Source organism: Xanthomonas albilineans, from assembly GCF_002939705.1.
In the GTDB taxonomy this organism is placed as follows: domain Bacteria; phylum Pseudomonadota; class Gammaproteobacteria; order Xanthomonadales; family Xanthomonadaceae; genus Xanthomonas_A; species Xanthomonas_A albilineans.
The window spans coordinates 121,688-143,245 of record NZ_MDCB01000002.1; the positions used below are offsets into that span (position 1 = coordinate 121,688).

The 21,558-nt window shown below is 54.1% G+C and carries 16 protein-coding genes, 1 tRNA gene, 1 other RNA gene and 3 pseudogenes; 16 read left to right on the forward strand and 5 right to left on the reverse strand.

The features are described from left to right. Positions 1 to 10: 10 nt before the first annotated feature. Complete coding sequence (locus tag XalbCFBP2523_RS16745) at positions 11 to 250, reverse strand: hypothetical protein (RefSeq protein WP_162484471.1); 240 nt, start codon at positions 248 to 250, stop codon at positions 11 to 13. Then, positions 232 to 768, reverse strand: a complete 537-nt coding sequence (locus XalbCFBP2523_RS02045) for a GspH/FimT family pseudopilin (protein ID WP_012916361.1) — start codon at positions 766 to 768, stop codon at positions 232 to 234. The genes XalbCFBP2523_RS16745 and XalbCFBP2523_RS02045 overlap by 19 nt, the downstream gene beginning before the upstream one ends. Before the next feature lie 147 nt (positions 769 to 915). Between XalbCFBP2523_RS02045 and uvrB the strand changes: the two genes are divergently transcribed. After that, entirely contained in the window at positions 916 to 2,934 is a 2,019-nt protein-coding gene (gene uvrB, locus XalbCFBP2523_RS02050) for an excinuclease ABC subunit UvrB (protein ID WP_045765904.1), read from the forward strand. Positions 2,935 to 3,030: 96 nt separating this feature from the next. After that, a tRNA-Val gene (locus XalbCFBP2523_RS02055) sits at positions 3,031 to 3,105 on the forward strand. A gap of 447 nt (positions 3,106 to 3,552) precedes the next feature. On the opposite strand, the pseudogene XalbCFBP2523_RS02060 reads toward XalbCFBP2523_RS02055, so the two are convergent. Further along, a pseudogene (locus tag XalbCFBP2523_RS02060) lies at positions 3,553 to 4,538 on the reverse strand (IS3 family transposase). 122 nt (positions 4,539 to 4,660) lie between these two features. Then, positions 4,661 to 4,900, reverse strand: a pseudogene (locus tag XalbCFBP2523_RS02070) (IS3 family transposase); the annotation flags it as partial. Between the two features lie 461 nt (positions 4,901 to 5,361). Between XalbCFBP2523_RS02070 and XalbCFBP2523_RS02075 the strand changes: the two are divergent. From XalbCFBP2523_RS02075 to XalbCFBP2523_RS02095, 5 genes and pseudogenes are all read left to right on the forward strand, one after another. Further along, on the forward strand, positions 5,362 to 6,621 hold the full coding sequence (locus tag XalbCFBP2523_RS02075; RefSeq protein ID WP_146084020.1) for a cytochrome P450: 1,260 nt from the start codon (positions 5,362 to 5,364) through the stop codon (positions 6,619 to 6,621). Beyond that, a complete protein-coding gene (locus XalbCFBP2523_RS02080) occupies positions 6,618 to 7,445 on the forward strand; it encodes an alpha/beta fold hydrolase (protein ID WP_146084021.1) in 828 nt (275 codons plus the stop codon). Before XalbCFBP2523_RS02075 ends, XalbCFBP2523_RS02080 begins: the two co-directional genes overlap by 4 nt. Positions 7,446 to 7,711: 266 nt before the next feature. Then, positions 7,712 to 8,356: an alpha/beta fold hydrolase gene (locus XalbCFBP2523_RS02085; RefSeq protein WP_158250769.1), complete on the forward strand. Its 645-nt coding sequence runs from the start codon at positions 7,712 to 7,714 to the stop codon at positions 8,354 to 8,356. After that, the gene (locus XalbCFBP2523_RS02090) at positions 8,353 to 10,890 is read left to right on the forward strand and encodes an amino acid adenylation domain-containing protein (protein WP_080928112.1); all 2,538 of its coding nucleotides are present in this window, start codon (positions 8,353 to 8,355) and stop codon (positions 10,888 to 10,890) included. Before XalbCFBP2523_RS02085 ends, XalbCFBP2523_RS02090 begins: the two co-directional genes overlap by 4 nt. A 165-nt stretch (positions 10,891 to 11,055) precedes the next feature. After that, a pseudogene (locus XalbCFBP2523_RS02095) lies at positions 11,056 to 11,819 on the forward strand (transposase); the annotation flags it as partial. A gap of 117 nt (positions 11,820 to 11,936) precedes the next feature. On the opposite strand, the gene XalbCFBP2523_RS02100 reads toward XalbCFBP2523_RS02095, so the two are convergent. Further along, positions 11,937 to 12,012, reverse strand: a non-coding RNA gene (locus tag XalbCFBP2523_RS02100) — sX9 sRNA. Between the two features lie 518 nt (positions 12,013 to 12,530). Between XalbCFBP2523_RS02100 and XalbCFBP2523_RS02105 the strand changes: the two genes are divergently transcribed. The 9 genes from XalbCFBP2523_RS02105 to XalbCFBP2523_RS02145 all read left to right on the forward strand — a co-directional run bounded on the left by XalbCFBP2523_RS02105 (position 12,531) and on the right by XalbCFBP2523_RS02145 (position 21,441). Continuing rightward, entirely contained in the window at positions 12,531 to 12,974 is a 444-nt protein-coding gene (locus tag XalbCFBP2523_RS02105) for a hypothetical protein (RefSeq protein WP_012916334.1), read from the forward strand. Between the two features lie 58 nt (positions 12,975 to 13,032). After that, positions 13,033 to 14,007: a VirB8 family type IV secretion system protein gene (locus tag XalbCFBP2523_RS02110; protein ID WP_045765899.1), complete on the forward strand. Its 975-nt coding sequence runs from the start codon at positions 13,033 to 13,035 to the stop codon at positions 14,005 to 14,007. Next, entirely contained in the window at positions 14,004 to 14,765 is a 762-nt protein-coding gene (locus XalbCFBP2523_RS02115; RefSeq protein WP_012916332.1) for a TrbG/VirB9 family P-type conjugative transfer protein, read from the forward strand. The genes XalbCFBP2523_RS02110 and XalbCFBP2523_RS02115 overlap by 4 nt, the downstream gene beginning before the upstream one ends. Continuing rightward, positions 14,762 to 15,949, forward strand: coding sequence for a TrbI/VirB10 family protein (locus tag XalbCFBP2523_RS02120; protein ID WP_045756897.1), 1,188 nt, complete (start codon positions 14,762 to 14,764; stop codon positions 15,947 to 15,949). Before XalbCFBP2523_RS02115 ends, XalbCFBP2523_RS02120 begins: the two co-directional genes overlap by 4 nt. Before the next feature lie 18 nt (positions 15,950 to 15,967). Continuing rightward, a complete protein-coding gene (virB11, locus tag XalbCFBP2523_RS02125; RefSeq protein ID WP_045765898.1) occupies positions 15,968 to 17,023 on the forward strand; it encodes a P-type DNA transfer ATPase VirB11 in 1,056 nt (351 codons plus the stop codon). Between the two features lie 111 nt (positions 17,024 to 17,134). After that, on the forward strand, positions 17,135 to 18,022 hold the full coding sequence (locus XalbCFBP2523_RS02130) for a lytic transglycosylase domain-containing protein (protein ID WP_080928111.1): 888 nt from the start codon (positions 17,135 to 17,137) through the stop codon (positions 18,020 to 18,022). A 73-nt stretch (positions 18,023 to 18,095) separates the two neighbouring features. Beyond that, positions 18,096 to 18,497 carry a TrbC/VirB2 family protein gene (locus XalbCFBP2523_RS02135; protein WP_049887213.1) on the forward strand — a complete coding sequence of 134 codons (402 nt, stop codon included), beginning with the start codon at positions 18,096 to 18,098 and terminating at the stop codon, positions 18,495 to 18,497. After that, positions 18,490 to 18,801 (forward strand): VirB3 family type IV secretion system protein, encoded by a 312-nt coding sequence (locus XalbCFBP2523_RS02140; RefSeq protein ID WP_012916327.1) that lies wholly within the window; start codon positions 18,490 to 18,492, stop codon positions 18,799 to 18,801. The genes XalbCFBP2523_RS02135 and XalbCFBP2523_RS02140 overlap by 8 nt, the downstream gene beginning before the upstream one ends. Before the next feature lie 168 nt (positions 18,802 to 18,969). Beyond that, complete coding sequence (locus XalbCFBP2523_RS02145) at positions 18,970 to 21,441, forward strand: VirB4 family type IV secretion/conjugal transfer ATPase (RefSeq protein ID WP_045765897.1); 2,472 nt, start codon at positions 18,970 to 18,972, stop codon at positions 21,439 to 21,441. Positions 21,442 to 21,558: the final 117 nt, after the last annotated feature.

A 21,558-nucleotide genomic window follows, 5' to 3' on the forward strand; every position in this document is an offset into this window, starting at 1 on the left:
TCATGGGTGTTTACGGAACCCTGGGCGTATCAAATTGCGTCAGATGGGCTGCAACGCCGACACCATGCAGCAACGCCTGGGCGATGGATACTATGAACAGAAGCTGGTGCGCGAGCAGATCGGACAACTGACTGGGCGTCGCTTCCTGGATGGGTATAGCAGCGACGAAGCGCAATACCAGGCGCTGCTGGGTATCTACGAAAACCGTGAGCAATCGCGGCGTTCGTCTTTTCAATCCGGTGCTAGGCACGACCGTTCTCCTTTCGCTTTGACCGAGCGCGTCCGGCCGCTGTTGTTCACCACAACCGTGGCGCGTAGCCGTCCGCGCTCGCATATCCTGACCGTGAGATTGCTGCCACTGCTGAGCCCGTCCGGGAAGAAGCGGATCGCAGACCTGTCCTGACTGGATAGCACGACCAGCGAGCCGATGGCTGGTGCGGTTTCCTGGCTGAGGATGCTGGTGGGCGTATCGGGCTGACCTCGCCGCTCAGGGTCGCGGAACACCATCCAGCCCTGGCTCCAGTCGCTGTCGCGCCGACAGCGGCCGTCCCCGCGAGAAGGGCAGACGCTGACAGGGATGCCTGAACTGATGGCGCTGTTGCGCGCCAATGCGAAATAGGTGCTGATTTGGTGGATGGTCGCCGTCAACCGATGGCTCGATCGCAATTCTCTGAACCCAGGCAGGCCGATCCCGGTGACGATGCAGATCAGTGCCATCACGATCATTGCTTCGAGCAGTGTGTAGCCTTTGTTACAGACTTTCCGCATGATGGCCGTTCTCCCAGTGAGAGGCTGCCAGTCTCATGGTCAGGTGACAGGACTTGAATGAGGGGGTGCTGCGTTCCCATGTAGGAGATTTACTCGGCGCGAGGTCAGTCGATACCCGTTGCCGTCTCCCACCTTTGAGGTGTGCGTATGTCCGACCGTTTCCAGCTCGTATCGCCGTATTCTCCAGCGGGTGACCAGCCGCAGGCGATCGAGAAGCTGGTCGCTGGCTTCGAGGCCGGCCTGGCCAAGCAGACCCTGCTGGGTGTGACCGGCTCGGGCAAGACCTACACCATCGCCAATGTGGTCCAGGCGATCCAGAAGCCGACATTGGTGATGGCGCCGAACAAGACGCTGGCGGCGCAGCTCTACGGCGAATTCAAGGCATTTTTCCCGAGCAATGCGGTCGAGTACTTCGTCAGCTACTATGACTATTACCAGCCAGAAGCGTATGTGCCGTCCTCGGACACCTTCATCGAGAAGGACAGCTCGATCAACGAACACATCGAACAGATGCGCCTGGCCGCGACCAAGACCCTGCTGTCGCGCCGCGATGCGTTGGTGGTGGCTACGGTCTCGGCGATCTATGGCCTGGGTGCGCCAGAGGACTATCTGTCGTTGCGTTTGATCCTGTCGATCGGCGAGCATATCGAGCAGCGTCAATTGATCCGCCACCTGACCGATCTGCAATACACCCGCAACGAGTACGAACTGCATCGCGGCAGCTTCCGTGTGCGCGGCGAAGTCATCGACGTGTTCCCGGCCGAGTCCGATAGCGAGGCGCTGCGGATCGAACTGTTCGACGGCGATGTCGAACAGTTGGCGCTGTTCGATCCGCTGACCGGCGAGACCCTGCGCAAGTTGCAGCGCTACACGATCTACCCGAAGACTCACTATGCGACCACCCGCGAGCGCACGCTCAGCGCGGTGGATACGATCAAGCTGGAGCTTAAGCAACGGCTCGAACAGCTATATGCGCAGAACAAGCTGGTGGAGGCACAGCGGTTGGCGCAGCGCACCCAATTCGACCTGGAGATGATGGCCGAGGTGGGCTACTGCAACGGCATCGAGAACTACTCGCGGCACCTGACCGGCAAGGCGGCGGGCGAGCCGCCACCGACCCTGTTCGACTACCTGCCGCCCGACGCCTTGCTGGTCGTGGACGAGTCCCATGTCACCGTGCCGCAGATCGGCGCGATGTACAAAGGCGACCGCTCGCGCAAGGAGACGTTGGTCGAGTTCGGGTTTCGTCTGCCCTCGGCGCTGGACAACCGGCCGCTGCGCTTCGAAGAGTGGGAGGCGCGCTCGCCGCGCAGCATTTATGTGTCGGCGACCCCGGGGCCCTACGAGTTGCGCGAGTCAGCAGGCGAGGTGACCGAGTTGGTGGTGAGGCCAACCGGGTTGATCGATCCGCAGGTGGAGATCCGTCCGGTCGCCACCCAGGTCGACGATCTGCTATCGCAGATCAACTTGCGCGTGGCGGATGGAGACCGGGTGCTGGTGACCACTCTGACCAAGCGCATGGCCGAGAACCTCACCGAGTACCTGGGCGAGCACGGGGTGAAGGTACGCTATTTGCACTCGGACATCGATACTGTCGAGCGTGTGGAGATCATTCGGGATCTGCGCCTGGGTAAGTTCGATGTGCTGGTCGGTATCAATCTGCTGCGCGAAGGTCTGGACATGCCCGAAGTGTCGCTGGTGGCGATTCTGGATGCGGACAAGGAGGGGTTTTTGCGCTCCACCGGTTCGCTGATCCAGACGATCGGCCGCGCCGCGCGCAATCTGCGCGGCAAAGCCATTCTGTATGCGGACAAGATGACGCGCTCGATGCAGGCGGCGATCGACGAGACCGGTCGGCGCCGCGAAAAGCAGGTGGAGTACAACCTTGCGCATGGCATCACTCCGAAGTCGGTGGCGCGGCCGATCGTGGATATCCTAGAGGGGGCACGCGAGTCCGCTGCCGAGGCCAAGTCAGGTAAGGGGAAGGCGCGTCGCGTGGCCGAAGAGCCGGCCGACTACCGCGCGCTTGAACCGGCGGAAATCGCGGCGCGGCTCAAGGCGTTGGAGCAAAAGATGTACCAGCACGCGCGCGACCTGGAATTCGAGGATGCCGCGCGCGTGCGCGACCAGATGAAGAAGCTACGCGATACCAGTCTGGTCGGTTAGTCTTCTGTCTGGCCGGCAGCGCGCCCTCGGCTATTGTTCTTGCCCGTCAGGTGGGCTAAAATGCGCGCCCCTGCGACAGTGTGCTGTTGCAGAGAAGGGCGGTTAGCTCAGCGGTAGAGCACTACCTTGACATGGTAGGGGTCACAGGTTCGAACCCTGTACCGCCCACCACTCGAAACCCAAGCAGCACAGCGGTTTCGGTGGATCGGTCCTCCCCATATGGGCCATTGGCTGACCCCGGACTGACACCAAGTGCAGACAGCCGAGTGGTGTCGCGCGCGAGGTCTTGCACGATTTCTTGAAGCGCCTTGCGTGCCTCGCCCAGGTAAGTGGGGTCGAACTTGGCGTATCAATCCTGCATACACCCACCTCGCGACTGCTTTTTCCGCGATGTTTCCAGGTGCTCGCGGAGCACGTCGCGGATGTGGCTGACGTTCGCGGATCTGGGCGGCAGCTTCTCTCCGTGCTCGCGCGCGCGACACTGATTTCATCATCAGGCACCATTCCTGTTTGATGCTGACGGTGAGTGAGAGCCAGCGTAAATCTTCTGGGCCGAAGTATCGATTTTCTGCTGTGATACACCCAGGATTTCTTAGACACTCATGACCCTCGTTGCGCTTAGCGCCGCTCGCACTCTACAGGGGACAGGTCGTCAGTTGAACCATGGCGGCGTTTGGGGTTGTAGAACATCTCGATGCAGTCGAACACCTCGGTGGTGCGGCGTCCTTGGCGGGATAGGCAGCCGCCTGATCCGCTCGCGTTTGAGCAGGCCGAAGAAGCTCTCCACGGGGGCGTTGTGCCCCAGGGACAGGCTTCGCGCTCGTGGCAGTTGCCGCGCCTGCTCATACTGCACACCAAGCCATGGGGCGCCAGGAAACTCTGCCAGTCATCGCTGGTGTAGACCGACCCTTGGTCCGAGTGAACCAGACACCCGGTGTGGGCTTGCGCCGCCACACCGCCGACAACAGGGCCTGCACGACCAGCTCGGCGTCGGCCCGGTCACGCATCGCCAAGCCGACGACCTGGCTTGAAAACAGATCGATCACAACCGCCAGGTACATCCAACCTTGCCGCTGCCTGCGCATGAGCCGATGCACCCGATGGCGACTGCAACATTCACCCAGATCGCGCAGATCCTTGGCGATCTTGCGATGCCCATCGACACTACCGCCGGCAAGCCAGTAGTGCTCGATCAATCCCAGCAAGCGCTCGTCTTGTTTGGTGCGCTCACTGTTGGGCGAGCGTCACCAGGCGTCATAGCCAGCCCGGTTGACGCGCAACACGCGGCACATCGCACACAGCCTGAATTCCTTCCCTGCGATGAGCCTGCATAAAAGCGGACTTTGCCTTTACCGCTTGGCAAAGTGCGCGGCGGTCTTTTCTAGAATGTCGCGCTCCTGGGTCACACGGCGCAACTCGGCCTTCAGGCGCCGAACCTCCAGGCTCTGGTCTAACTCGGCACGCTGCACCACGCCAGGCTTGCCGAACCTGCGTAGCCAGGCGTACAGGCTGTGCGTGGTGACGCCTAGCCGCTCGGCGACGTGCGCCACCACCTGGCGGACCGTCTCGACCTTGAACTCATCCGGATACCGCTTGCTACTCATGGACACTTCCGAATCTGCCATTTCCCATGGCCATGAGATGTCTAGGAAACTCTGGGCGTATCAGACGGTTCTGCGTGCGGCGAGCAATTCCCACAACTGAGCATCAGGGATAATCAGGTTTACTTACTCTCGCGCTCCAGGTCCTTCATGCGCTGGGCCTCGCTGGCCGTGACGCCGTTTCGCACGTCGGTATCGACTTCCACACGGTTGACCCATTCGTGCAGCGTCTGCGGCACGCAGCCAGTCTTGAGTGCGATCGACTCGATGGCCGCTCATAGCGACGGGTAATCCTCACGCTACTACTGCACCGTCCTCACCACATTCTCACGAACCTCAGGTGAGAATTTGTTCGAACTCTTCATGGCTTCATTTTGTCAAGAGTTGAAGCCTGCTCAAGCCCGGGGCGATTCAATGGGCGGGAAGGTTGGCAACGTACGTCGCATCGTCCTGGTGACCAAGTTCACGCGATAATGTCGACGTACTGTGCCTGAGGTGTCTGGTAATCGATCTGATGCTGACGCAATGCAGGACGGGGCGCTCCTCGGGACTTAATGGCTGTACTGCTTTCCCGTGCGGGCATCCTGCGTTAGTGCGGTTTTTTGCACTTTGAAGTTGAGCTTGTGTTGCTTGACTGCTATTATGGTTGGCTAACTCTGCTACTTCGAACATCCTATGGATCCACTACGTAAATATGCTGGCCGCACGATTTCGATGCGAATGGACATAAAAGGGCGCATGAAAAATTCATGACGCGACAGGGGTTTCTCCGTAAAGCGACATCTTTAAAGAAATTTATTCTATTATTAAATTCGGGAGGTATTCCGTGCTAAAAACGCCGCCCGTTTCGGACATTGACTTGTTTTCAGAAGGTTGTCTGTCCGACCCGTATGATAGCTATGAAATATTGCGAGTCCTCGGACCTGTCGTCTTTCTGTCTTGCTGTAATGCCTTTGCTCTTACCCGTTACCAAGTGGCAAAGCAGGCTCTTGAGGATCATGATGCGTTCTCAGCCGCAAAAGGTGTAACACTCAATGCCGTGATGGATTCCTACCAGGTCGGCGTTACCATACAGGCAAGTGACCCGCCAGAGCATGACCGGTTGCGAAGGGTCCTGCATTCGGCACTCATGGCTGAGAGGCTATCAATATTAGAGTCAAAGATCGATGTGATTGCCGATCAGACGGTCAAAAGCCTTGTCCAACAGGAGCAGTTTGATGCCATTTCGGATCTGGCGCGAGCCGTTACCCAAAATGCGATCTACGATCTTCTCGGCCTTCCGCAAACCGGTAGGCATAGGTTGGCAGCTTTCACTGACGCGCATTTCAATGCCTATGGTCCGCTCACAAATACTATCGAGAAGACCGCCAGGGAACGGGTCAATAACGGATTGGCGGCGATGCAGAAGGGGCAATCCCTTCTCGGTTATTTCATCAACAAGCTCGAACCCGGTAGCGTCGGTGCGGCGATAAAGGATGCTGTCACGCAAGGTGTTATTACCGACTTCGAAGCCGACAAACTGCTTTCGACGCTAATCGTTGCAAGCGTCGATACTACGGTGCATTCGATCGGAAACGCGATTTATTGCCTAGCAACCCATCGTGACCAATGGGAAATGCTACGTGCAAATCCTTCACTAGTCCCGGCCGCCTACAATGAGGCGCTTCGATTCGATTCTCCGTCGCAGATCATAGCGCGTACTACGAAACGGGCCTTTGTGGTAGATGGCTATAGCCTTCCAGTCGATGCGAAAGTCGCGATACTCTTTGGTTCCGCGAACCATGATGAAGCAGTTTTCGATAACAGTCGAGATTTTCGTGTCGACCGTCCCATGTCACGTCCGCTCAGTTTCGGCAGCGGTGTCCATGCCTGCATCGGTCAAAGGCTGGCAAGACGGTTAGGCCGCGCGGTTATCGCTGCATTGGTGAGGCACGCAAGACTAATAGTCTTATCGGAACCTCCTGAGCGGCAACTCAACAGCGTTTTAAGAGGCTTTTCAAAGTTGCCGATCAAGACGGTTTCTGTTGATGCCATTCTTCCTCCTCGTCTTGCATGTCCGCTTCCAGCCACGATGGCGACACCATGAAAGAGTCTGCCCGATTGAAATCCGAACGGGAGCCAGGTTCCGTCAGAGCGATGGATAGATATTTCGAGCGATGGCATCTATTTCATCGCTCGAAACGTCCACTGGAAGAGAGTCGATTCTGGTCAACCCTTCCTGAGCGTGGCTTTACACTAAAATCTACGCGGGTGGGTCTGCGCAGCATGGGAGAGGGCCCGAATATTCTGCTCGTCCATGGGGTGAGCGGAAGGGGAAGCCAATTCGCCTCGATCGCTCATGCGCTTGCAGAATCAGGTTGGCGCACCTTGCTTATCGATTTTTCCGATGAAAGCAATAGCAACAGTTATAAACTTTCGACAGATGATGTCGCTGCTGCTTTCGCAGAAATTATCTGCAGGGAAGGGGCGCTGCACGGTGTTGTGGCCCATTCGATTGGCAACCTTTGGATTTGGTATGCGATCGCCCGCGGGTTGCGTATCAATAATTTTGTCACGATATCGGGTGTCTTTCACGCTTCTATGGTGTTTGAGTATTTTCAACGCATGCATCGCTTGACTGATAAAGAGATGAGCACTCTTAAGGTCATGCTGAATTCCCATCAGGGCTGTGATGATCTGACGATGCAGGATCCATCATCCATCATCGCGCATATGCCACGACCACAGCGTGGCCTAATCATCCAGGGTCGAGACGACGAAGTGGTTAATTTGGCTGAAGGTCAAGCCTATGCGGCAGCCTGGCGGGAGGCGGATTATTTGGAAATTTCCGGAACCTCACATGCCAATATTTTGAAGATGCCGCACGTGGTGACCGCAGTGAAAAACTTCTTCGCTTCTTTTTCCGAGTAAAAAACAGAAAAATCGCTATGATAAATTCAATTGAACTACTTTTGAACGACAATGAGATGCCATGCCATCTATCCAGCCAGTGGCTCATAGCTGCGGACGGCCACCGGATCCGGGTCGACGTATGCCTCGACCCGGATAGTTCTTATGCCAATGTCATTATACTGCCAATCGGCGTTACAGCAGACCCCTTGTTGCCGATGATCCGGCAACTGCGTCGATGGTCATCCGTCTATGTAATATACAGCCGATTCGTTCTGGATGGTGCGATGAGCAGTCTGACTGACGAGGCCATCGACGCCTCTGCTCATGCTCGGGATCTCATTACGCTTATGGATCACTTCGCTCTATCTCGTGCCGGGTTGTTCGGATATTGCACTGGTGCTTTGATCGCCGTACGTGCGGCCTTGTTACTGGAAAATCGTTTTTCTGCGCTGGTGTGCTGCAACGGAGCATTTGAAAGTAGTAGCCGCACGGCCTACGAACGCGAATTCTATGATCTTGTCAAAAGCTGTGCGGGACGACCCCGAGTTGCTTCGACCGTAAGAGATATTCTCGCCGCAAAAGTCGATGTTAATCAGGAGTTCTATCAGTACACGAGCATCGCGCTACGTGATGCTGAAACATTCTACAAATATGTAATGTGCGTGCATGCTGTCTATGCTGAAGGTTTGTCGGGCCTCCGCACTACAATAGATACGCCAGCGCTCTTGATCGCAAGCGCTGAAGATAAGATCGCTTCTCCGCAAGGTTCCGATTTACCTCTTGCATTTCTCAGTCAGGCCGAACAACTCATTCTCGATGGTGAAGACCATTATTTGCCGTGCCGTGCAGACACTCCTGCCCTTGTCGCAATGGATAATTTCATGCGGTTACAGGCAGAAAAGCCGTTAATTGAGGCACTAGCAGCATGACTGAAATTATTGACGCTTTGAGGCGCTCATGTATCGATAGAGAACGTGACGGTCGCGTGCGAATCGTGGAACATTCGTTGAGCGGGAATGCTGCCAGGGCGGTGCATAGCTTGTCTGCTGCATTTGCCGTAAGCCCAGCAGATGTACTGACGGCAGCAACAACTGCACTTCTATATCGGTATACACACGTCGAGCGTCTGGAAATTCAGGTAGCAATCTCTACGAAAGATCCCGGCAAGAGAGTTGTTCCAGTTTTACTAGCCTATCAAATAGATCAACCTGGCCAGCAACACTTTTCTGTTCTGCTTGAACATCTGAGTGTCGCCAATGGCACATATCCGACCCAGGATGCACTTACACCCGTCATTGCACATGTGTTCGACAGTTTGGAGATGGCATCGCTCGACGTGGCGGGCTGCGTCCTCAAAATCGCCTTTTCCGATCTATCCAAGTCAAGTGTGATGCGTCTTTCTTATCGTGATGATTATTTGCCGCATGCAGTGGCAGATCGTTTTGCGGCTCATCTATCCCACTTGCTTGAAACGATTGTGGAGCGGCCTAATCGCGCGATTGACGAACTCTATTATGTTTCAGACACGGACCTGAAGGTGCTCGTTGAATCGGGCTTCGGCCCAAGGCGGCCGTACCCCATCGTGCCCGTGATTGACCTCGTTGCTCGCTATGCAGAGTATGAGAAATCTCGGGCACCGGCCGTGCTGGATGATAAAACGCAGATGACATACGGCACCTTGTGGAGCAGAGCAGGTGCTATAGCACACGGCTTGATAAGATTAGGATTGCCTGCACGCAGCCGCGTTGGCGTGTTGATGGAGCGCTCACCAGACTGGATCGCCGTCATCATCGGTATTTTTCGGGCAAACATGGTCTACGTACCGTTAAGCATGCGCAATCCACCCGCACGCAATGCCTATATCGTTGCCGATTGTTCAGTAGCAGTCGTTCTGTGCGAAAGTTCAAAGCGCGCTCGTTTGGACAACATCCAGTGTCCTGTCGTCGACCTCCATCGAATGCCGGTCTCGACTGACATCGAAACCATCACTCTACCAGAAGTCTGCCTTGATGACGATGCCTGCGTTATTTATACGTCAGGAAGTACAGGTCATCCCAAAGGTGTTCGTATTACCCACGGCTCGTTGTCGCATCATATGTTTGCTGCGCGGGAGGTATTTAGACTGCAGGAATGTGTACCAAGAATAGGACAATTCACCGAAGCATCCTTCGATTTTTCCTTGCTCGAAATCTTCATGGGCCTATGTCATGGCGGTGCTGTTTATATCCATTCACGATCTGAATTGCTTTCGATGACCGAGTATTTCGCCATGCTGGATAAGCATCAGGTGAATGTTATATGTCTACCGACAGCAGTTTGGCATGAATGGGCGCCGAAACTCGCAGCCGCCCCGAGTTGCTTGCCACGCACGCTTCACACCGCTATTGTTGGTGGAGAAGCAGCAATTGCGAGTCGATTTTATCCGGCCGGGCCTGCAAAATTTTTGCGCCTCTTTAACATATACGGCCCGACAGAAACGACGATCTGCGTGTCAACCCATGCTTGCGATTTCAACAAGAGTGCGAAGCGACATGTCCCCATAGGCCGTTCCCTGCCCAATGTCCGGACTTATTTGCTCGACCAAATGATGATGCCGGTGGCTGCTGGTATCGTTGGTGAGCTTTGCATCGGTGGACCTATTGTGTCACCCGGCTATATAGGGAGGGAAGATCTCAATGCGAGCCGTTTTTCAATCCTTAATCTGCCCGGAATAGTCGAGGGCGAGCGGATATACAGAACTGGCGACCTAGCGTTTTTCGACGATGACGGCAATCTCGTCTTCGTAGGGCGTCGTGACGACCAAATCAAAATTGATGGTGTTCGGATCGGTCTGAACGAAATCGAGATGTGCCTGAGTGCTTGCGAGGATGTACGCCACGCTGTCGTGACATGGAACGACATGGACGGGACGGATGGGGTTCTTGTGATGCATCTACAGATGGGAGAAAGCTCCCGGGCACATGACCGTGCCGCGCTTGGACGCATTACGTCGTACCTGAAGGAACATTTGCAGCCAGCAATGATCCCGCGCCATTATACCTTCATTGATGAGTTTCCTCTTAATGCTAACGGGAAAATCGATCGCGGAAAACTTCGTGTTCTTCCGGTCTTTGCCACGCAAATACAAACGGTAGAATTGCCACAAGATCCTATCAAGCAACAACTGTGGGCGCTTTGGCACAGACTCATGCCGGATTATCCACTGGCATCGGTAAACGATGATCTTTTTGCCATGGGGGCATCGTCACTGAGACTTGCCTTCTTCTTTGTGGAGATCGCGATCGCCTGGAATATCGATATCGACATTCACGCTTTGGACGGTCGCAACACGGTGACAGGGATTGCAAAGCATATTCAGATGATGCTTAGACTGGCTAACACGACCGCTAGGGAGATTCTCTGCACGAATCAGTTGGGAACCTCTCAAAACCCAGCCACTCCCATTGTGGCAGAGAACGCCTGATCCTTGCCTTGTATTGCCATGATCATACCCCGCAGTGCGCTGAAGTTTGACTTGTTCGCAGAGGCGTCGCGCCAGCACAAGCGCGATGAGGTGGGCAGGTAATCCCCCACAGGTTAGCCGACGCCATGAATGGAACTTTCTCGTACGTTTTCCCGAGAAGGTTTCATGAAAAAGTCCCGTTTCACCGACAGCCAGATCATCGCCGTGCTCAAGTAGGCCGAGGCCGGCACACCCGTGCCGGAGCTGTGCCGCGAGTACGGCATCAGCTCGGCGACGTTCCACAAGTGGTGTAGCAAGTTCGGCGGCATGGAGGTATCCATGGTTGCGCGCATGAAGGCGCTGGAGGAAGGGAGCCGGCGCCTGAAGAAGATGTACGCCGAGGCCCGACTCAGTACTGAATCGCTTAAGAAAGCGCTGGCAAAAAATGGTAAGGCCATCTCAGCGGCGCGAGATGGCCCAATCAGCGGTCGTAGAAGGGCGCGCGACCATCCGACACGCCTGTCAGACATTTGCGGTGAGCCAGACCTGCTTCCGGTACAAAGCTAAGGCCAGCGAGGACAATGCCCAGATCGTTGACTGGCTGGTCCGGCTGAAGACGGCCCATCGCGACTGGGGGTGGCCGTGCTTTCTGTACCTGCGCAATGTGAAGGGGCGGGCTGGAACCACAGGCGGGGTCTATCGAATCTACCGCGAGTTGGAGTTGAACCTGTGGATCAAGCCGAAGAAGTGGCTGGTTCGGGAAAAGCCCGAGCCGCTAGTCGTACCGCAGACCATCAACCAGGTCGGGTCGATGGATTTCATGCATGACGAGTTGGCCGATGGTCGCAGCTTTCGGCTGTTCAACGCGCTGGACGACTTCTCAACCGCGAAGGGCTGGGGGGATCGAGGTCGATCTGTCGTTCCCTGGGGAAGGTCTTAACAAGTCCATCTTCCCCGTCTTTTGCGCGAGCAACCCATTGAATCTTAAAGTCGCTGATTTCGAAGGCCTGACTTGTTCAGGCATTCCTTAGCTCCACTTATGGCGATTGTTAAAATCGGGGGGATTACCCTAACAAAACGTCGCGAGCCGCCGCCAGATGGGTGCAGATGGTACGCAGGAACCGCAGTGTATTCGTGGTATGTGAGGGTTCTGAGCACCGTACGCGCCCGCCTGGCGGCGGCGCAATAGTTTTGTTAGCTGATCTAATGCTGTCAGTTCACTAAACGGTTCATGTCAGTCGCCGGCATTCCGTCGCAACCTTTTGGATTTGTGATGAAATTCTCGCAATTTTACCGTTTTCCGAGTAGTTGAACGTTTTTTTGCCAAATACTTGACGTGGCAATGCCTATGAGGCAAATTCCATCGAGTAGTTTTTGATTGCTCGGTAATTAGTAATAGGAACAGGGACGTGCATTCAAGCCGATGCACGCAAGGGTGACATGGAAAGTTTGCTATCACATTCTGCTTTTTTAGGCGTCTATCGCTGCGTCATGGGCATTTCCAGTGTTCATCCGATTGCGTGTACGTCAGCCGTTCGCGGTTTTCTCAATCAAACGATGCGCGTGCTGTGCAGGGTCGGAGGAAGGTTCCTTGACCAGGCGGGCGGCGGGCTGGATTTTGCTTTTCCATTCAGAAACGTTTCCGTAATTCAGAGGCCTGCGTGAAAAGAACGCATATATTTCGGCTGATCGCTACGTTGAGCGCTATTACGCTGTTGAACGCCTGCGCAACCAGTTCTGCACCGGACTTCCGTGGTAGCTGGAAGCCGGTCAACCGATTCTCCGCATCGACGATGGAGATTCCGCTCTACTCCTCTTACGTATATCAGGCTGTGCCAGTGGATGGCACGTTGAAGACGATGCTCGAGCGTTGGTCTAAGGATTCCAATATGGAATTGTCCTACGGCATCCAGTCCGATTACACGCTCTATGCGCCAGTGGCCAAGATCAATACTGTCAGCATCCAGCAAGCAGTTGCCGAATTGAGCGTGATCTATGAGTCGGAGGGTGTAACTGTCTCTGCTGCTGGTAATCGTATTTTAGTACAACCTTCGTCGTCGCTCAGTAGCACTCCTGCGGTCAGCGGCCGAGCAAACGCAAAGTGACGGCATGCGGGAGCTTGGATGTGCTTCCGCAGTCACATTATGAACCTGGTGAAGTCTGATGTTTGGTAAAAATCCCATTGAGAGCGAGAGCGTTAACAAAACTGTTGCGAAGGCGGTTAATTACGAGGTCAGTATTGCTGATTTGGCACGGCGCAGCGAGCGTCGTGCGTGGTGGGTCGCGTTCAGTGCAATTATCCTGTGCTTGTTGCTCGGTGGCGGTTACTACTACATGCTGCCTCTGAAGGAAAAGGTTCCCTATCTGGTGATGGCAGATGCGTATACCGGTAACTCGACGGTGTCGGTGTTGCGGGATATCGGTGACGTTAGGAGCATCACTACCAGCGAGGCGTTGGCCAGAAGTAATGTCGCCAGATTCATTGCTGCAAGGGAGTCCTATGACTCCGAGATGATGGCCCTGAACGACTGGTCGACAGTGTTTTCGATGGCGCCAAAAGATACTTCGGTGGGAGAAGAGTACTATGCGTTGCATGCGCCAAATAATCCATCGGCGCCATATTATACTTACGGTAGGACGCGATCCATTCGTGTGGCGATCCTGAGTATTACCCTGCAAGGCGGCGGTGGAAAGCCGTATGACGGCGCGAATGTTCGCTTCCAGCGCAGTATCTATGATAAAAAAAGTGGGCAGTCTACTTTATTGGATAATAAATTCGCTATCCTGGGTTTTCGTTATAATAATAACCTGGTGATGAATGAAGATCTTCGCGTGCAAAACCCGTTGGGTTTCCAGGTGACAGATTATCGAGTCGATAACGATTACTCGGCGATGCCGGTGCCGCCATCGCCGTCCTTTCAGTCGCCGACGGTGAGCGCGCTGCAGTCGCATACGGCTGGATCGACAGCCGGACAGCCTTCTATGCCTGGTGGCAGTGGGGGGGCTCCTGCCCAGCAGCAGATGCCGGCTGCAAACCCTGGTAGTGCACCTGTTTATCCGGCGGCGCAACCTGTTCCTGTCCCGTCTGCGCCCAATGTTGCCCCCCAGAACAATGGCAATGGAGCGAATGTTCGATGAGTTTCTTGACGAAAATTGGTTCTGTGCATATTGCGTTGCTGGCCTTGTGGCTGTTCGCGCCGTTGGCGTCAGCTCAGGTGGTTCAGCAGTACGAGTATGAGCCTGACAAGATCTATCAGATCCGTACCGGCCTTGGCATCACCACCCAGGTTGAATTGAGTCCGAACGAAAAGATCCTTGATTACAGCACTGGTTTTACCAGCGGTTGGGAACTCAGCCGTCGCGAGAACGTCTTCTATCTGAAACCGAAGAACGTCGATGTTGACACGAATATGATGATCCGGACTGCCACCCATTCCTATATTTTGGAATTGAAAGTGGTCGCCACAGATTGGCAGCGGCTGGAGCAGGCCAAGCAGGCCGGCGTACAGTACAAGGTGTCCTTTACTTATCCGAAGGATACTAGTTTCGCTGCGGCGAGTGAGAAAGTGAAGGATGAGTCGCAGCTGGATACGCGGCTGACGAAAGATCGTCATTATTATTTCGATTACGACTACTCCACGCGTTCTAAGCAAGTGTGGATCGTACCAAGTAGTGTTTATGACGATGGAAAATTCACTTACATAAAAATGGATCTGGCACGTTTCCCGACGGGAAATTTTCCGGTCGTGTTCGGTCGAGAGAAGGAAAATGATGAGGATTTTTTGGTCAATACCACAGTCGAAGGCAATACCTTGATTGTTCATGGGACCTATCCATTTCTGGTCATCCGTCATGGAAAGAATGTTGTCGGCCTGCGTAGGAATAAGCAAAAGTGAATTCGAACATGCCTCCTTCTGACGAAAATAACGGCCATGATCAGGGTCAGCCGCGTTCTCCGCAATCGGGTAACGCTAACCGAGAGAATCCCTATTTCGCTCGTCATCGACAGGCCACCGATCCGGATCTTGACGCCAATGAGCCAGTTCTCAGGTCAAGCGACCTAAAGAAGCTCAATCGCAAAGCATTGGTCTTCTTGGGGGGCGTTGCATTGCTGTTGGTCCTGGCGATTTTCTGGATCGTCGGTGGCGGGCGTGATTCAGCACCGCCGCCCAAGCCACGCCAGGAAGCAGTGGTTGCGCCCGCCTTACCGCAGACCGCCGCTCCGCCGCCGCCGCCGCAGGCGGAACCGGTCCCGTTGGCTGAGCAGCCGAATTTGCCACTCATGCCCCCCATGCCACCCGCTACTGTGGCGCAAGATATGCGCCCTTCGCGTCAGGAGCGGGGGCCCTCGCTGTTGGAGCGCCGTATGGCGGGTATGCAAGACGCTGGTGGCGGCCAGCAGCAAGGCACCGCAGGGCTATTGCCTGGGCAAGAACAGGGCGCAGCCCAGCAAAAGCAACAGGATCAGGAAACCTCGGCCAAGCCGATCGCCAATCCGGACGGATTGTTGGTGCGTGGCACCTACATTCGCTGTGTACTTGAGACGCGCATCATTACCGACTTCCCGGGCTTCACATCCTGCATCATCACCGAGCCCGTATATTCCATCAACGGCAGACGCCTATTGCTGCCAAAGGGGTCCAAGATGTTGGGTCAGTATGGTGCAGTAGAGCCGACAGGTCCGCGCATGCAGGTGGTCTGGGATCGCATCACGACCCCGACTGGGATCGACGTCACTATGGTGGGGCCTGGTGTCGACAATCTTGGCAGTGCAGGTCATCCCGGCCAGTACAACGCACATTGGCCAAGCCGTATCTCGTCCGCTCTGATGATCAGTCTTCTCAGCGATGCGTTCAAATGGGAGGCGGCTGAACACGGCCCGAAGACGACGTCGGTCGGTCTCAATTCCGGCGTCGTCACCCAACAGCCTTATGAGAGTAATACAGCGCAATCTATACAACGTCTGGCGGACCAAGCGTTGGATCATCGCCACCCAGCGACTGTCACCATCAATCAAGGCACCGTAATCAATGTGTATGTTGCCAAGGATGTCGATTTCACTGCGGTGTTGCCGCGATGACCGCCTGAGGAATCTGATGTGACTTTCGAAGAATCTCCGACCGCACAGATTTCGACGGATTTTCTGGATTACCAGTATTCGGTGCTGGGAATCCTAGATTATCTCAATTCTCCAGACGTGACGGAAATCTGCATCAACCGTCCTGGTGAGTTGTACCTGGAGACGCTGCGTGGCTGGCAGCGAATGGAAATACCGTCGTTGACCTTCGAACGTGCGCGGCAGTTCTGCACTTCGGTGGTCAACGAGAGCAACACCGGTCAGCGCATCACCGATGTAGATCCAGTCGTGTCGCTGACCTTCCCGACCGGGCAGCGTGCCCAGTTCGTCATTCCTCCCGCTTGTGATGCGGGGAAAATATCGATCACGATTCGTCTTCCGTCCAAGCATACCAAGACCTTAGAGCAGTATCAGCAAGACGGGTTTTTCCAGGAGATCCTGGAAATGCAGGTAGGAATCAGCGAACAGGATCTTGAGTTGCTTGAATTGCGGCGCCAGCGCGATTATGCCGAGTTCTTCAAGAAAGCTGTCTTGTTCAAGAAGAACATTGTCGTCGCAGGTGCTACCGGTAGCGGCAAGACGACGTTCATGAAGTCGCTGGTTAATCACATTCCCAATGAAGAACGCCTGGTAACGATCGAGGATGCGCGCGAACTGTTTATCACGCAACCAAATGCGGTGCATTTGCTTTACTCGAAAGGTGGGCAAAGTACGAGTAATGTGACGGCGAAGAGTTGCATGGAAGCCTGCCTGCGAATGAAGCCGGATCGCATTATTCTGGCTGAGTTGCGTGGTGACGAATCGTTTTATTTCATCCGTAATTGCGCTTCAGGCCATCCTGGTTCCATCACCAGTTGCCATGCCGGTAGCATCGGGCAGACTTGGGATCAGTTGGCTCTGATGGTCAAGGCGTCGGCCGAAGGTTCGGGATTGGAGTTCTCGGTCATCAAACGCTTGTTGATGATGACCATCGACATTGTGGTGCATATCAAGTCGCATGCTGGGCGGCGCTATATCACTGGTATCGATTTCGATCCGGAACGTACGCTCTCCGGCGGGATGAGTGATTTTCATTGAGGCTATAATTTTCTTGAATGTTGATTGGCTTTACATTTTTCTTCAACGATGTCTCATCTGTGACTCCTAGGTATTTGGCTATGGAGTTTATACATACGGAGTAAAGGCTGCATGTTACCAGGCATGGAACTACTGAGTTGTCCTGAAATGGCGGTTTCGGCCGAAGTCATGCAGCACGTTGTGCGGGTGGAGTCTTCACGAAATCCGCTCGCGATTGGTGTGGTTGGCGGGCGTTTGATCCGGCAGCCGAATAATATCTCCGAAGCGGTCGCTACTGCACGCATGTTGGAGCAGAAGGGCTACAACTTTTCTCTCGGGCTAGGGCAAGTCAATCGCTATAATTTGATGAAGTATGGATTGGATTCCTATGAAAAGGCATTTCGGATCTGTCCAAATCTTCAGGTGGCTTCCAGAATTCTCGCGGAATGTTATGGCCGCTCTGGCGGAAATTGGGGTAAATCCTTCAGTTGCTACTATTCCGGGAATTTTGAGGCCGGGTACAGGTATGGCTATGTGCAGAAAATCTATGCGTCCATCAATCAAGAGCGCGCGCAGGCTGCAACTCCGATAGCGGCGATTCCGGTAATTCCGGTCGGCATACGCCGCCCCGTGAGCGGAACTGCAAAAGCTGCGGTAGTGCATGAGGTCGATTCAATCATCGCGCGTCGCATCGCGGCATCTAACAATCAACTGGCCGATGGTTTGATCCAGAAGGCGCAAGTCTCAACGCAATACCGCACTGCGGTGAATACGTCGGAACAAGGGAAGTCACCGGCTAGCGCGACTGCACCCACGCTCGCGCCCACAGAAGCAAAAGATGCCGGCCTTTATATAATACAGTCAACAGGTGGCGGCAAAGGAGTGGCTGTTCCTGCGGGCAGTGGAGTAAATTCAGCTTCGGAGACTTCCGCGAATAGATCGTCGGTTGTTACAGGGGCGACCGTTACTGGCACAACTGCACCACCATCGATTTCTGATGATGGAGCTTTCGTATTTTAGCCAGTTCAAGTGGCACTGAGATGTGAATTATTAAAAGATTTACCCCGTTTTTCAATTCAAGGAGATACCCATGATGTTCAATAATAACCATATCAAATCGAACGCCAATGCCATTGGTATGGCCGCGTTGAAGGCTGCGATTTTCACTGCCGCCGTATTTGCTTCCGGTGTTGCCATGGCGGCGGGCGGAAGTGCTGACTATGCAGGCGCTGATCAGAAAGTCTGTGGCTTTCTCGGTAAGACGAACAACATCCTGAATATGGCCTCGGTCGTAGTCGTCACCATCGCGACGGTCTTTTCGGGTTACCAGATTGCCTTTGCACACAAGCGTGTTTCCGAAGTCGCGCCAGTTCTCTTGGGGGGCGTGCTAATCGGTGGGGCCGGACAGTTGGCGAAGATGCTGATCGGCGAAACAGGTCAGACAGCTTGCCAGGCGAGTATCGACCTCATCCAGCACGCGCTGCAGTATGCATAAGAACGTACTTTTTCGAGGCTGTACCCGGCCTGCGATGTTCTTCGGGGTGCCTTACATTCCGTTTTTCATCGGGGCAGGAGGTGGCTTCCTGATGGGGGTCTATTTCGACATGCGTTTTCTGCTTCTAATTCCGGTCATTGTTTTTGTTATGCAACAAATGACTAAGCGTGATGAGATGATCTTTAGAATGCTTGGGTTGCGTTGGATGTTCAGAATGCGTGTGCGTAACCAGCAGCGTTACTCTGGAATGTGGGTATTCTCTCCCAACGAATACCGGAAAGATGCGCCAGGTACAAAGCGTTAAATTTCTTTGATGCCAGGTTCAATCCAGTGCACGAGCATTTATATCGTGCACTGGCCTTATTTTATTATCTGCTTGTGTGCGATGCTTTCGTGTAATGAATTCAACTTTTCCCGACTCGTTTGAGTCGGTTATTTTTAATGTGAAACGTATTTCGAGTTATCCACTATTATGTTCATCCCAGATACTTCGATCAGTGAATTCATTTCCATCTCAACGCACGTGGCGCCGTCCGTGCTCAAGACGACGGGAGGGGATTTCATGTTGACTTGGCATTTTGGTGGCTTGCCGTTCGTGGGGCGAGAAGAGTGGGAGATCGAACATCGTCATAACACATTCAATCGGATGTTACAGACTTTGCGTGCACCGGATTTCGCAAACGTGGCGTTCTGGGTTCATGACGTGCGTCGTCGCCGTCGAATCAATGCCAGTGGCGAGTTTCGACAAGCCTTCAATCAGGAACTTTCCGATCAGTATTACAGTGCGCTTTCTTCGCAAAAGATCATGCAAAACGAACTCTACATGACCATCATCTATCGCCCGGTTGTGACTGGTAAGCGATTGATGAACAAATCCTCTAGCATCGTGCAGCTGCAGTCCGAACAGGATCAGGCGATCGCTAAGCTTCTGGAACTTGTGGGCAATGTCGAGGCCGTTCTCAAGGATTATTCGCCTTACCGGTTGAGCATGTACGAGGCGAGCAATGGTGTGGTTTTCTCCGAAGCACTTGAGTTTTTTGGTTACCTCATCAATCGCATCGACGAGCCGGTGCCAGTGTTGCAGGCACCGGTATCTGCTTATCTTCCTGTCAGCAAACACATGTTCGCCAATAAGACGGGTGACTATGTGATTAAGACCCCGGAAGGTATTAATCATTTTGGCGCAATTTTGAATATTAAAGAATATGCCGATGGTACTTATCCGGGTATTCTTAATGGTATAAAATATCTGGATTTCGAATATGTCATGACGCATTCCTTCAGCCCTATGGGGCGTCACGACGCACTGAAGGTGTTGGATCGGACCAAGGGCATGATGGTGTCCTCGGGTGATAAAGCGGTTAGCCAAATTCATGAGCTCGACTTGGCGATGGATCAGTTGTCGTCGGGCAATTTCGTGCTTGGTGAGTACCATTTTACGGTCGCTGTCTATGCCGATACCCAGGAGAAGTTGTCGCAGCAAGTCGCCACAACGCGTGCAGAACTGTCCAACGCTGGTTTCGTTTCGACAAAAGAAGATCTGGCGATTGTCTCATCCTTTTATGCGCAGTTACCGGGTAATTGGCGCTACCGGACGCGATTGGCCAATCTCAGCTCGTTGAATTTTCTCGGACTTTCACCCTTGCACAACTTCGCACAGGGAAAGCGCGATAACAATCCGTGGGGCCAGTGTGTCACCACCCTACAGGCCACCAACGGCCAGCCTTATTATTTCAATTTTCATGCTACGCATCCGGCGGAGAATTCGTTGGGCGAAAAAGCCATTGCCAATACGATGGTTATCGGTAAGTCAGGTACAGGTAAGACCGCGCTTATCAACTTCCTGCTCAGCCAAGTGCAGAAATTCGATCCCGTTCCGACCATTTTTTTCTTCGACAAAGATCATGGTGCTGAGATTTTCGTGCGTGCATGTGGTGGTAACTATCTTGCACTGAAAAATGGCCAGCCCACTGGATTCAATCCGTTCCAATGCGAACGTACGGAAGCAAATGTTCAGTTCTTGTCCGATCTGATTAAGGTCCTGGCTGGAAAGCCCGAATACACCTCGCGTGAGGAAGAGGACATCTTCCGTGGAGTGGAGGGCATGCTGGATACACCCATGAAATTACGGAGTATGACTAACTTCCGCAAAAGCTTGCCGAACATGGGCGATGATGGCTTGTATGCGCGCATTCGCAAGTGGACTGCAGGAAACTCGCATGGCTGGGTATTCGACAATCCGGTCGATACGATCGATTTTGAAAAGGCCAGCATCATCGGTTTCGACTACACCGACGTGATCGACAATCCGGAAGTCCGCGTCCCGGTCATCAACTATCTATTGCATCGTTTGGAGGCATTGATTGATGGCCGGCCGTTGATCTACGTGATGGACGAGTTCTGGAAGATCCTCGACGGGAAGGGGGGGCTGAAAGAATTTGCCAAGAACAAGCAGAAGACCATCCGTAAGCAGAACGGTCTGGGTATCTTCGCGACTCAGAGCCCGGAGGATGCGTTGGCCAGTGATATCTCTGCCTCGCTGGTCGAGCAGACTGCGACCATGATCCTGCTGCCCAATCCAAATGCCAGCAAAGAGGACTACATGGAGGGCCTCAAGCTCACCGAGGCTGAATATCAAGTCGTCGTGGGCCTGGATGAACGTTCGCGTTGCTTTCTGGTCAAGCAGGGGCACGGGTCGTCGGTGTGCCAGCTCAACCTACGCGGTATGGACGATGCGCTATCTGTAATTTCCGCTTCGACCGACAACATCGATATCATGCATCATGTGTTGAATCGTAAGGCCCAGGAACATGGCGTGGCCCCGGGCGATTTAAAGCCCGAGCAGTGGTTGAGCGAATTCTATGCAAGGCGTAAGGGATCCGGGAAATCGGCATCCGGGAGGTCGTCGTCTTCGGATAGCCGTGGCACCGCAACACTTCCTTGACGGTGCCCATCTAGATTGGGATGGCCAGTTTTTCTTGATTGGCGTCGGCTCTCAGTGATTAGTGCGGGCGTCGTTTGAACAGCGCCGCATGCAGAGCGGCGACGGAGTGTCTATATA